Source organism: Vibrio sp. ED002, from assembly GCF_023277445.1.
Classification (GTDB): domain Bacteria; phylum Pseudomonadota; class Gammaproteobacteria; order Enterobacterales; family Vibrionaceae; genus Vibrio; species Vibrio jasicida.
On the sequence record NZ_CP080238.1, the window covers coordinates 23,654 to 37,015 of the forward strand.

At 44.8% G+C, this 13,362-nt stretch carries 9 protein-coding genes; 4 read left to right on the forward strand and 5 right to left on the reverse strand.

The window, feature by feature from the left end:
• The first annotated feature begins 120 nt into the window (after positions 1-120).
• The 4 genes from ITG12_RS00095 (at position 121) to ITG12_RS00110 (ending at position 4,043) form a co-directional block, all read left to right on the forward strand.
• Complete coding sequence (locus tag ITG12_RS00095) at positions 121-789, forward strand: PAS domain-containing protein (RefSeq protein WP_039974952.1); 669 nt, start codon at positions 121-123, stop codon at positions 787-789.
• A 24-nt stretch (positions 790-813) separates the two neighbouring features.
• A complete protein-coding gene (locus ITG12_RS00100; protein ID WP_010447452.1) occupies positions 814-1,197 on the forward strand; it encodes a RidA family protein in 384 nt (127 codons plus the stop codon).
• Between the two features lie 40 nt (positions 1,198-1,237).
• Positions 1,238-2,644 (forward strand): cation:dicarboxylase symporter family transporter, encoded by a 1,407-nt coding sequence (locus tag ITG12_RS00105; protein WP_020197900.1) that lies wholly within the window; start codon positions 1,238-1,240, stop codon positions 2,642-2,644.
• A gap of 76 nt (positions 2,645-2,720) precedes the next feature.
• Entirely contained in the window at positions 2,721-4,043 is a 1,323-nt protein-coding gene (locus ITG12_RS00110) for a CoA-disulfide reductase (protein WP_248873295.1), read from the forward strand.
• Positions 4,044-4,123: 80 nt separating this feature from the next.
• On the opposite strand, the gene ITG12_RS00115 is transcribed toward ITG12_RS00110, so the two are convergent.
• The 5 genes from ITG12_RS00115 to ITG12_RS00135 all read right to left on the reverse strand — a co-directional run bounded on the left by ITG12_RS00115 (position 4,124) and on the right by ITG12_RS00135 (position 13,088).
• Complete coding sequence (locus tag ITG12_RS00115; protein WP_248873296.1) at positions 4,124-5,077, reverse strand: hypothetical protein; 954 nt, start codon at positions 5,075-5,077, stop codon at positions 4,124-4,126.
• Positions 5,078-5,080: 3 nt separating this feature from the next.
• Positions 5,081-6,028, reverse strand: coding sequence for a hypothetical protein (locus ITG12_RS00120; RefSeq protein ID WP_248873298.1), 948 nt, complete (start codon positions 6,026-6,028; stop codon positions 5,081-5,083).
• A 3-nt stretch (positions 6,029-6,031) separates the two neighbouring features.
• On the reverse strand, positions 6,032-9,553 hold the full coding sequence (locus ITG12_RS00125) for a T6SS effector BTH_I2691 family protein (protein ID WP_248873300.1): 3,522 nt from the start codon (positions 9,551-9,553) through the stop codon (positions 6,032-6,034).
• A 380-nt stretch (positions 9,554-9,933) separates the two neighbouring features.
• Entirely contained in the window at positions 9,934-10,416 is a 483-nt protein-coding gene (locus ITG12_RS00130) for a hypothetical protein (RefSeq protein WP_248873302.1), read from the reverse strand.
• Between the two features lie 308 nt (positions 10,417-10,724).
• Complete coding sequence (locus tag ITG12_RS00135) at positions 10,725-13,088, reverse strand: YgiQ family radical SAM protein (protein WP_248873303.1); 2,364 nt, start codon at positions 13,086-13,088, stop codon at positions 10,725-10,727.
• Positions 13,089-13,362: the final 274 nt, after the last annotated feature.

A 13,362-nucleotide genomic window follows, 5' to 3' on the forward strand; every position in this document is an offset into this window, starting at 1 on the left:
TCTTCGGTTTTTGGCGGTGTTTTAGACGCATTTTTTAGGTTTACAGAAGTTTACCCTGTATTGCTCAACTAACTCGAAAGGAGTACTTTTTAGTCATTGAGTTCAAAAATGTAAACCGAGATGATGAGTGTAAAGCAAGTTCGATTCACCGACGAAGACAGAGAATGTTTAAGCAATTATTTTCGTTTAGCAGACACGATTGCCGATTTAATCGGGCCGTACTGCGAAGTGGTCATTCATTCATTTGAAAGCTTAGAAAATTCAGTCGTGAAAATCGTCAATGGTCATCATACTGGCCGCGAAATCGGCTCGCCTATCACGGATTTGGGTCTACGTATGTGGAGCACATTCGAGAAAACCGGAGAGGTCTCGCCAAAGAGTTACTTCACTAATGCTGCGGATGGTTCGTTACTGAAATCGACCACATGCATTTTGGCGGGCCCTGAGCAAAAGCCGATTGGCATGCTTTGCATCAATATGAACTTATCCTTCCCATTCCCAGAAATCGTTAAAACGCTTATGCCGCAGTGCAATGTGTCTCAAACCTTAGTCAGTGAGACGTTTAGCAAAAATGCCAATGAGGTCATTCAAAAAGCCTTGAGCGCTGCGATCACAGAGGTGGAGCAAGACGAGACGATTTCTTGCAAAGGCCGTAACAAAGCCATCATTCGTTGTCTGTTTGATAACGGCGTATTTGAGCTAAAAGAGACGACCACACAAGTATCAGAGCAGCTTGGGATCAGCCGTCAGGCCGTTTACAAGTTTATCCGTGAATTTAAATCAGAATAAAATTAATAACTTAGGAGTTACATCGTGAAACAGATCATTGCCACTGAACAAGCACCAGCAGCTATCGGCCCTTACTCACAAGGTACGGCTTATGGCGACATGGTTTACACATCAGGTCAACTACCACTGGTTCCAGAAACCATGCAGTTTGTTGAAGGCGGCATCAAAGAGCAGGCACGTCAGTCTCTAGAAAACTTAAAAGCGGTTCTAGAAGCAAGCGGTGCTGGCTTAGACACAGTATTGAAGACGACATGCTTCCTATCAGACATGGAAAACTTCGCCGCATTTAACGAAGTGTACACAGAGGTATTTGGTACAGAAAACGCACCAGCTCGCTCTTGTGTTGAAGCAGCAAGACTACCAAAAGACGCATTGGTTGAAGTTGAAGCCATTGCATACAAAAAGTAACCGATTTTCGGACATAAATGGGTATCAATAGGAGATTCTCATGAGCGTTTCATTTATTGGATTGAGCATCCTGTTCTTTGGGTTCTACGCACTACTTGCGAACTTCAAAAAACAAAAGAAAAGCTTTAACTTCCGCGTACTGAGTGCGCTTGCTGCTGGCCTGTTATTCGGCGGTGCGATTCAGCTCGTATTCGGTGTAGGCAACGTTGCAACGGCAGGTTTTGCTGAACTGATTTCTGTGTTCGGTAAAGGCTACATCAAGCTTCTACAAATGATCGTAATCCCGCTAGTATTTGTGGCGATGATCTCTTCGATCATGAACGTAGAAGGCGGTGGTGCACTATCGCGTATCGCACCAAAAATCATCGGTATTCTACTTTTCACTTGTGCTATCTCTGCGGCAGTGGGCATCGCAAGTATTTACCTATTCGGTATCGATGCTAACGCGCTAGTCAGTACTATCGGCACTAACAGCGCTATCGAAGCGCGTGGTGACTCTCTGATTGCAACACAAGATGCGATGGCAAGCAGCGGTCTGTCAGGTATGGCGCTGTCTATCATCCCAACTAACATCTTTGACATGCTAACGGGCTCTCAACGTACTTCGACGCTATCAACGGTATTGTTCGGTATGTTCCTTGGCTACTGTATCCTGCAAGTGAAAAACCGTAAGCCTGAGAAAGTGCAAAACTTCGTTGATTTCATCAACTCTGCAAAAGAAGTCGTACTTTCAATGGTACGTGAGATTCTGAAACTGACGCCTTACGGTGTATTCGCTCTGATGACCACGTTCATGATGACAAACGATTTGTTCGCACTAGCAGAAATGGGTCGCTTCCTACTAGCAAGCTACGTGGCAATCGGTGTAATGTTCGCTATCCACTTCGTGATGGTGTCTATGTTCGGTCTGTCTCCTGCGAAGTTCATGAAGAAAATCTGGCCAGTGCTAGTATTTGGCTTCGGTTCTCGCTCAAGCATGGCGGCAATCCCACTAAACGTTGAAACTCAAACTCAACGTCTAGGTGTGGACGAAGAAACAGCAAACATGTCAGCAACATTCGGTACCAGTATCGGTCAGAATGGTTGTGCGGGTATCTACCCAGCAATGCTCGCTATCATGGCGGCTCAAGTAATGGGCATGCCAGTTGACCTAGGCTTCATCCTACAACTGATTGCTGTAATCGCGATTGCTTCATTCGGTATCGCAGGTGTTGGTGGCGGTGCAACGTTCGCAGCAGTAGCAGTACTGACTATCATGGGTCTAGACATTACGGTTGTGGCGATTCTGGTTTCTATCGAAGCGCTTATCGATATGGCTCGTACCGCGCTTAACATCTCTGGCTCAATGTTGTCAGGTGTACTAACCGCGAAGAAGAATGGCTCACTAAACACTGAGCAATACAATGCTGACGTTACTGCAACAGTAACGAAAGAAGCAGCAGTGTAATTTCCAAACTTAATAAAGAGCACCCAACGCGGGTGCTCTCCGTTTTTCCTGAGTTCAGGTTATCTAGGTAATAAATATGAAAGTTGTTGTCGTAGGCGGTAGCGCTGCAGGTATGAGTTTCGCAGCGAAATACAAACGTAATCAGCCATCGGATGAAGTGATTGTGCTGGATAAGCGCGATTACATCTCGTTCGGTGCGTGTGGTTTACCTTACTTTGCTGGTGGCATGTTTGATGACACTGAGCGCATGATTTCTCGTACGCCAGAACAAGCGATTAAATCTGGTTTAGACGTACGCATTGAAACCGAAATGGTGGCACTAGACCGCACAGAAAAGCGGATTAAAGTTCGTCACCAAGGTGAAGAAAGCACCATCGATTACGATATGTTAGTGATTGCCACGGGCGCACGTCCAATCGTGCCATCTTTCGGTGAGTTCAACCCAGAACACGTATACACGCTAACCAGCATGGAAGATGGTTTGGCAGTAAAAGAAGCGCTTAAGGACAGCAACAAACAACGCGTTTGCGTTATCGGCGGCGGTTTTATCGGCTTAGAAGTGTTCGATGCAGCGCACCTACTAGGCAAACACGTCACCATCATCGAGCGTGAACAACACGTGATGAGCCGTCAGTTCAGCCCAGAAATGATTGAAGTGGTAGAAGGTGCGATTCGTGAATCTGGCGCTGAGCTAAAAACCGGTTGTAGCGTATCAGCCATTCGCGACGCAGAGCAGGGCGGTTACATCGTAGAAACCGACAACGGCAATGTTGAAGCAGACGTTGTGATCATGTCACTTGGTTTCAAACCAAACACAGAAGCATTCGAGTTACCAAAAGCAGCGAATGGCGCATTGTTAGTCGATGAGTTTGGCGCAACAGAAGATGCACACATTTACGCTGTTGGCGACTGTGCAGTGGTTCACCACATGGCGCTAGGTAAATCAGTGTATGTTCCACTGGCAACCACAGCTAACAAGCAAGCGCGCATGATGGCTGACAAACTTGCTGGCAAAGACACTTACATGACTGGTTTCTTGGGCTCGTCTTGCTTGAAAGTGTTAGATTACGAACTGGCATGTACAGGCGTATCGGAACTTCTAGCTAAAGAATACGGTTTGGAAGTGAAGGTTTCAACCATTTCAGATAAGAACCAAACTGATTACTACCCAGGGCAAGAAGACATTAAAGTGAAGCTGGTTTACCACCCTGAAACCAATGTACTGCTTGGTGGCGAAATCGTTGGCAAGAAGGGCGCAGTGGGCCGAATCAACGCACTCGCTGTTGCCATCACAGCGAAGATGACCACACAGCAACTAGGCTACATGGACTTCTGCTATGCACCACCATTTGCACGCACTTGGGATGCACTAAACGTTGCAGGTAACGTAGCGAAATAATTTAGCTATCCAAGTTCATTCAGACAAAACAAAAGGGCTCCAGAGTTATCTCTGGAGCCCTTTTTTAGTGCTTGTTTGAACTATGAAGCGGGAGTGGCTTGCTGTTCACCAGCCGCTTTTAAGCGTTCGATTTCTGATTCAGTTTGCCACTTACCGTTGTAAAGGTATTCACGCTCAGGAAGCGGGGCATTTGACGCCCTTAAATCAAATACCTCATCGGCTTTATATTCTCTATTACAAACAGGAATGTTAAACAGTCTAGCTTCTGGCTTCGATTCAAACAGCTTTTTGTGGTCATCTACCTCTGTACAATCCAGCTTATATTCCGTAGCTAACTGATTTACCATCGATTCTAAGTCCGTTTCAGTTTTGAAAAATATGTAGCAATCAGATCTACTATGTGAACGGACAATAGTGTTGTGTTCCATATCGATATATTCACACTTATCCTGCTTAAAGTAGAACTGGATCACTTTGCGCTTTTTGTTGTAGTCGGCAAACAACCAATCTTCACGCTCTCCAACTCTCACTTCTGTTGGCTCATCAGGCTGACGTTTTAACATACCAAATGAAAGCAAAATGAAGGCACCTGCTCCCGCTAATGCCATTGGACCAACCAGTGCTACCATAACCACACACACCACTGCGCCTATCCAGCCAACAGCTTGCGTAGCGGTATTTACCCATTTAGGCATATTGCGACGTTTTTTCATCACAAAGCCTTTATCTGAAAAAATGTAGTCATATCGATAATCGAGGCCAATCGTAAGGTAAAAGACTCCGGCCATCATCACTGACAAAATAAAGGCAAAAATGGTTGCACCAACCGTATCGCTTGTATGTATAAAAAAAACCATTAGGAATGGTGCGATCACAAATGGAAGCGCAGTTAATTTGTAATGGTAGCGAAAAGGCTCCTCTACATCATACTTATGCCATGTTGTTAAATTATCCCCTGTAAGAATCTCTTGCTCTTGCGCTTCTTGATAAACCGCCAATTCTTCTGGGGTGATATAAAATGGTGAATATGCCAAGGGTTACTCCTTGGCTGTTGTTGGTTCAGATTTAGATTTTTCAATCTCAGATTCGGTTTGCCACTTGCCGTTGTAAAGGTATTCTTGCTCTGGGAGCGGGGTTTTCGAAGCCCTAAAATCAAATACCTCATCGGTTTGATATTCTTTACTACAAACCGGAATACTAAAGAGCCTTGATTCTGGCTTTGCTTCAAACAACTTTTTATGGTCATCAACCTCGGTACAATTCAGTTTGTAGACCTTTGACAGTTGCGCGACCATGGATTCTAAATCCTCTTCAGTTTTAAAGAAAACATAACAATCTGATCTATCTTGTGAGCGAAAGATAGTCTTATGAGCAGTATCTCGATATCTGCATATGTCATGCTTAAAATAGAACTGGATCACTTTCCTTTTCTTGTTGTAGTCCGCAAAAAGCCAATCTTCTCGTTCGCCCACTCTCACTTCTGTTCGTTCATCAGGCTGGCGTTTTAACATACCGAATGATAATAAAATAAGGGCACCAGCTCCCGCTAACGCCATCGGGCCAACTACCGCAACCATCACTACACACACTACTGCGCCTACCCAGCCAACGGCTTGTGTGACGGTATTCACCCACTTAGGCATGTTGCGACGTTTTTTCATCACAAAGCCTTTGTCGGAAAAAATATAGTCATAGCGATAATCGAGGCCGAACATCGTGTAACTGATGAAATAAGTTATCAAAGTAACAATGATGGCTACTGTATCCTTTATAAAGCCTCCACTCCAAAAACCCACTAAGTAGAAAATTGCAACTGCTGGAATCATAGCCCCTAAAGAGAAGAGTAAATAGAAATATCTATTTGGCTCCTCTACATCATACTTATGCCATGTAGTCACATTATCGCTTTCCAGTATTTCCTGCTCTTGCGCTTCTTGATAAACCGCCAATTCTTCTGGGGTGATATAAAATGGTGAATATGCCAAGGGTTACTCCTGAAAACCTAGTGTGCCAACAACGGGGGTCAGTGCTTTTTTTATAATGTCTTGTTTAGTATTGTCTGAAATCATGCCATAAGTTGCACTCTGTTTTATGCTGTTTTGGAACCAATACTCACGCTTAGTTGGGGCATCATCTTCCATATCGTACGTCACTTGAATAGCGAGGTATTGATCGGCTTCTTTAATCGGTAATGTCACCTTATACACCAGTAATTCTTTGCTAGCTTGGTTCTGGGGTTGTAGCGTGACTAAATCTGCGTTTTGATGCCACGAGCCGGACGTTAAATCATCTTCTGTTGCCTTGGTATTGGTACTCACTGTAATACCATTCGTTGCTGCTCGTCTTGGCAGTTGAATATGCACTTCCAAACCGATTAACTCACGATGCGTGTAACCTGGGTAAGCTTGTACTTTTTCAATAGGTTGATGGTATATTGTAGGTTGCTGAATAATCGACTGTAAGTCAAACAGAGCTTGCTGCACCAAGGCTGAATTATGTTTTTCTCTTTCAGGCAAGCTCGCAGATTGGCTCCAATGAGTTCGAGACGGATGGTACCCCCATGGCAGTTTATCTAACCATTTTTGGTAGTCATCTTGCTTTAATTTACTCAAAATATTATTCGCAGTTAAAATAATTATGGCTGCTACAACTAAAGCAGCCATAACTGGGGCACCAAACAAAAAGTTTGTAGAAACAGCACCGCTAGAGGCTCCCAAAAGCTGGAACACACCAACCGCACTTGTAAAACCGAGAGTAACGGTATTTATAGTTTGAAACACTAACTCTCGACCATACAACTCATCTTCCCGTTGCCAAGAACGGTAAGCCTCTATACCTGAAGCTAGCGCACCTAAAGCCCCTGTAATCGCGAGCCATTTATTAAAGACTTTTAAGTCATCAAGAATCAGGTTTTCAAAGCCTTTCGTATTTCGTTCTACTAACTTTTTAAGAGTTTTTAGCGAGTGCTCTCTGAGTTCGTCATTTCCCTTAACTTTATCCCATAACTTCCCTGTTCGAATGCCCGTCCAAGCACCGGCCGTGTAAAACAGCTTTTGTTGAATATCTAAGAAATCATCTTGTGACATTAACCCTGTTTCTTGAATACTGTTCATTGCATCAGCAAGTGCGAGGCAGTTGAAAATCAGAGCTAAGAAGCCTAGACCGCCTACATTTTCAAACCGTTTATTAAGGTTTTTTAATCTGTTATCCCATATGTCTTTACGCATTTGAATTGTTGCCTCAAGTACGTCATCTGGAAGCTCTACGTACTGTGGGTATTCAAACGTCGCAACGGCTAAGCTTTTTTGAAGGTGCCGCTGTTGCTGGAGAGCCTTCTTATACTGCGTATTTGATATAGTTTTATCACCCTTGTTGAAGGCTGCTAAAACTTCCTTGTTTTGGTTCGATGCGATGAGTTTTTTATCATGATTGGATTTCCAAGAACCAAAATTTTGTGCGTAGCCTTTGTTGACATTGAGTGGAGTATCCATCGACAAACGCTCTACAACGGCAGCTCTTAGGTAAAAACTTGTTCGGGTGAGCGGTTTTGACAATAGAGATATCATTAAGATAGACGCTTGGGCTGTTAGGCTAACGCCAACCTCTATTACCCCCTTGAGTAAAGCGCTGTTAGTCGCTTTGAATATGCTATCTAGCCCATCGAATCCTTTTGCTATATCTCTTAGAAACTCGGTTTCTGCAGTATTTGGGTTAGAAATAAAGTCCATTACTTTTGCATACATACCCACACGGTTACTTGCTGCCGAAACGTAGTCCATAAATTGTTTGTCTGAGCTTTCAGTGTTTGGAACAATTTTAGCGACGTCTACTTCACCTACCTGATTTGAAACTTGTTCAGGAATTAACTTCTCCACTTGTTTAAAGAGACTACGACTAAATCCGGAAGTGTAGAGAGCGAGTAAGCTGGTTGGTTTCTCCCATTGGCTTTCTGCCCATTGGCGGTCTTCTTCTTGTACCACCAAAGTAAATGACTCAACCGCTTGCTTATGAAGTTGATACAAGCTGTATTGTGTGTCTTCACTATATAGGTCGAAGGTTCTCTCGAGATGATGCGGCGTCAAAGATTCCATTACAGCAATAAAGTCCCTTTTTACCGAGACAATCTGGGCTAGCATGACTTCTTTTTGTTCTGACAGCTCTTGCATCTCGCTCAGCATTTGCTTCCAGTTGAGCTGCTTACGCCAGCGCTCAGTCGCTATCCATTGTTCGTATTTACCAAATCGGCTTGCAGAAATTCGATATTTGTCCTGTATTGCTTTGGCAATGTCACTTTGGGTATGTTGGTGTGATTCAATCGCTCCAGCGGAAAATTTAGCAGGATAGCCTGATTGAACTGAGCTTTTATTTTGCTCTGCCAAATCAAGTTGGTTAGAGGAATCATAATACTCAGCCATGTCGGTATAAAACGACAGCTCTTCGCCGTTACGCTTAACGCTAGCTGGCATGTCTATCTCGTCACTTGCCCCGAACATGCACAGTTGCATGGCGGTCTGCATCAAGCTCCACTGGTTCGAAAACTGGTCAGTGAAAAGACGGTAAGGGCTTGCAGCGCCAACAAAATGCAGCGACATATCTTGAATGTCTGCAGCGTAATCTTTTATCGCGACGAAGTAGCCTGACTCTTCTTCTGGAATCGCAGAGGTTAAATCACTCTCGGCTGCGACAGGTTTAAAGACAGAGCCATCTTCGTCAGCTTTGGTGGCGATGCCAGAATCTGCAAATCGCCCATCATCAACGGCAGAAGGTTCAATATCAGCCACTTGAGTTAACTTATCGATTGGTGCAATGTTGGGTTGATTCTCGTTTGCAGACAGAACAACAGTCTGCATGCGATCGATATGATTACTCGGATTGTTAAGGACGCGCATGAACATGTTCCATGTCCAACGGTGTTCAGAGTAACAAATCGACAGCACGCTCCCGTCGTCGTAAGTAAGAAAAGGTTTTGCACCTTCTGGTGTTCCACGCTGTTCGGATTCTGGACTTTCCGACTCTCCCAGCTTGTAGAGCGTGAATTGCGTTCCTTTGATTTCGTATTCGTCTAGGCTTTTGTTGATTGCATCATAGACATACAACCAACCATCGCGAAGCTGACGCAGGGTGTAGCCAACGGTATTGAGTTTAGCTGGGCCTTGGCCTTTCCATTCTTCAGGCAAACCAAAAGGTTGTGCTTCTTCTGTTTCTAGCTGATCGATGGCGTAGCGAACAGGGATGAAGTGTGCAGGTAAAGCCTCTGTTGGTTCTTTCTCGGTTTTTAAATTGAGAGGTTCTGGTTCAGACGGCGGTGGCGGATCGATTTTTTTTGTTTCTCCCTCCCAAAACATACTGCGCTCTGGAGGCGAGCCAGCCATATCATCGGATGCGGTGGTTGGAACGGTATTTAGAGATTTCAACGTGCCATCGCTTTCAAATGCCTGAACAGCTTCTCCGTGGGTATAGCTGTTGTCGTGCCAAAACATCGAAGTTTTTGGAGGAAGTGGATTACTCATCGTCAGCCTATGTTTAAGAGTTTTACTCCATTAGGCAAATATCGCACCAAAATAAAACGACTAAAAATCAGTAGTTTAATTCTTTCCAGATCCTGCTTTAACCAAAAAGTTGTTTGTTTTTCCAATAAGTTGGTTGGCGTATACCATTTTTTGTATCGATAGGGCTTAAGTTTGAGTTAGGGCTTAATTGTGAGTTGTTATCGGGACAGTTAGAGCTGCATACAAAACAAAAAGGCCCCGGAGTTACCTCTGGAGCCTCTCTAGTATCTGTTTCTAGGATGATTTTTGGGGAAGCTGATGGCTTTAAAAGGGAATATGAAGTTTAGAGCATCAGTTTTATTACCATCGATTACTGTAGGGGAGCTTAGCCCCAAAATCGCTTAGTAGTTTCTGGTCATGAGACCAAGAATCGAAGCGCTATTCTCACCAAAATGCAAAGTGACGGACTTCGTTTCTCCTTGAGCGAATTTATCATCCTGCTCAATCGACGAAGGGGGTAAGTACACTTGGCCACCAAAGTACGCTTTGATTTGAGATGTTTTGAGCTTAATACCACCGCCTGAGTTGTTGGTGATAACGGCTTGAATCATACGCTTGCCAGAAGGGCTGCTGAATATGTCGTAGCTCTCTATCGAGAAGTAACTGTAAGAAGGCATATCTTTACTGTGTTTGGGTTCCGGCACAAAGGTTGAACCAGAAACCGATCTCACGAATTGCATGGTGTCTTGCGATTGAGAGAGGCTATCTTGGATATCGCCAATTTTGTTTTTAATGTTATCAATGTCATCTTTGCTTTCCGCATTCGCACTCGAGGCGAAGGCACACAACAGCATTAAGGTGGTTACATAGTTCTTGTTTGACATACTTAGACTTCCTGTTTTAATTATGCGAAACACAGTAAAATTGATTTAGATCAATTATGTCAATGTTGCGTCAATTCAGTAATTTGTATTCTTGCGCTCTTGTACATGACTAGATATCACGTGCTTGCTTACCTTAATCCGATTATAGAAAGGGATACTCGGATGCTCTAGAAAGGCGGTTCTCTGAGGGGGTAGTTTCTAGTGTGAAGTTCTTAATGGCATCGCAGTGATAGTCACAAACGAAAGACAAAACAAAAGGGCTCCAGAGTGACCTCTGAAGCCCTTTTTTCTATTCAAGCTCTATTGAATTAACGGCGCTTAGGTTTGCGTTGACCCGCTGGTTTGCCTTGTCCTTGAGGACGACCTTGACCTTGTGAACCTGTACCGTTTGAGCGGCTTTGGTTGTTGCTACCAGGACGTGATCCCGTATTAGGACGCTGACCGTTTTGGTTGCCACGACCTTGGCCGTTTTGACCACCTTGCGCTTTACCTGAACCGTTGCGGTTGCCAGATGGCTTGCCGTCGCGAGAGCCGCCTTCAGAGCGTTTATTCAAGTGACCACCGAAACCCGGTTGGTTCTTGGTGTGTTTGGTCGCAAAACGGTTTGCACCGTGACGACCAGACTTACGACGCTGTGCTGGAGTTTGCGCATCAATGTCTTCTGCCGGAACCAAACATGCTGGCTTGTCACCAATTAGGTGCTTCTTGCCCATGTTGATCAGCGCTTCACGGATCATTGGCCAGTTCGCTGGATCGTGGTAGCGAAGTAGGGCTTTGTGTAGGCGACGCTGACGTTCACCTTTCGCCACTGGTACATCTTCACGTTGTTTGTACTTCACGCGTTTCAGAGGGTTTGTCTCTGAGTAGTACATAGACGTTGCGTTACACATTGGCGATGGATAGAAGTTCTGTACTTGGTCACATTCGAAGTTGTTCTTCTTAAGCCATAGTGCCAAGTTCAGCATGTCTTCGTCTTCTGTACCTGGGTGTGCTGAGATGAAGTAAGGGATTAGGTATTGTTTTTTACCTGCTTCCGCGCTGTACTTCTCAAACATCTCTTTAAAGCGGTCATAAGTACCCATGCCCGGCTTCATCATCAGATCCAGTGGACCTTTTTCTGTATGCTCAGGTGCAATCTTTAAGTAACCGCCGACGTGGTGCGTCACAAGCTCTTTCACGTACTCTGGTGATTCAATCGCGAGGTCGTAACGTACGCCAGATGCGATCATAACTTTCTTCACACCTTCCACTTTACGCGCCGCACGGTAAAGATCGATGGTGTGTTTGTGGTCGGTATTCAGTTTGTTACAGATGCCCGGGAACACACAAGAAGGGCGACGACAGTTTGCTTCTGCTTTTGGATCGCTACAGCCAAGACGGTACATGTTTGCTGTAGGACCACCCAAGTCAGAGATCGTGCCAGTAAAGCCAGGCACTTTGTCGCGGATTTCTTCCAACTCATTGATGATGGATTCTTGTGAACGGTTTTGGATAATACGGCCTTCGTGCTCGGTAATCGAACAGAAAGAACAGCCACCAAAACAGCCACGCATGATGTTAACCGAAGTTTTGATCATGTCGTAAGCAGGGATCTTTGCCTTGCCATACATAGGATGAGGAACACGCGCGTACGATAGGCCGAATACGTAATCCATTTCCTCTGTAGTCAAAGGGATTGGCGCTTGGTTCACCCAAAGCTCACGGTCACCATGACGTTGCAATAGAGCACGACCCGAGTATGGGTTGGTTTCTAAGTGCAGCACACGGCTTGCATGCGCATAAAGAATGCGGTCGTTGTGCAGTTTTTCGAAGGTTGGTAGGCGCACTGCTGTGTTCGCTGCATCATGACGTGATGGGCGAATAGTGATTGGCTGTGCAACAGGCTCTTCTTTTTTGGTATCGCACTGAGTTTCCACTTCGTAAGGGTTCTTTGGTACGAACGCTTCTTTACGAGGTTTCTCAATACGAGAAGAATCAATAACGGTGTAACCTTCTGGTTCGGCTGGCAGGTTAACCGCAGTACCGCGAATGTTGGTCATGGTCGAGATGTCTTCGCCATCAGCAAGACGATGCGCGACTTCTACGAGGGCACGCTCAGCGTTACCAAAAAGAAGAATGTCTGCTTTTGCATCGAACAGAACAGAGCGACGAACTTTGTCTGACCAATAATCGTAGTGAGCAACACGACGCAAGCTGGCTTCGATACCACCAAGAACAATAGGTGTGCCTTTGTAGGCTTCACGACAACGCTGTGAGTACACCAAGGTTGCACGATCTGGACGCTTGCCGCCTTCATTGTTTGGAGTGTAAGCATCATCGTGACGAAGCTTTTTGTCCGCCGTGTAACGGTTGATCATGGAGTCCATGTTACCCGCAGTGATCCCGAAGAACAGATTTGGCTTACCAAGCTGCATGAAAGCGTCTTTGTTGTTCCATTCTGGTTGAGCAATGATACCGACACGGAATCCTTGTGCTTCCAACAGACGACCAATGATTGCCATACCAAAGCTTGGGTGGTCCACGTACGCGTCACCCGTGACAATGATAATGTCACAACTATCCCATCCTAGGGCGTCCATTTCTTTGCGGCTGGTCGGCAAGAAAGGTGCCGTACCAAAACACTCAGCCCAGTATTTTTTGTACTCATGAATAGGAGTAATGTCGTTGGTCATATTTTGCTCTCTGTTCCAGGGAGCGCGAATTATAGCGATTTGATGATCAGGTATCTATACCCAAGTGATTATATAAAGCTTTGTTCGACTAGATTTATTTGGAGATGAAAATCACTCTCAATTCCATCGCTGAGTTTTACGCCATTATGTCCTTCAATCCCTTATGGTTATTGAGTTTTTTAACCTTGTAAAAATTAGCAATAAGCAATGGTGTGCTTATCGAATTCTGTTCCTATAATTGTATTAGTGCATACTAAAATGCACGCGCTTGTTG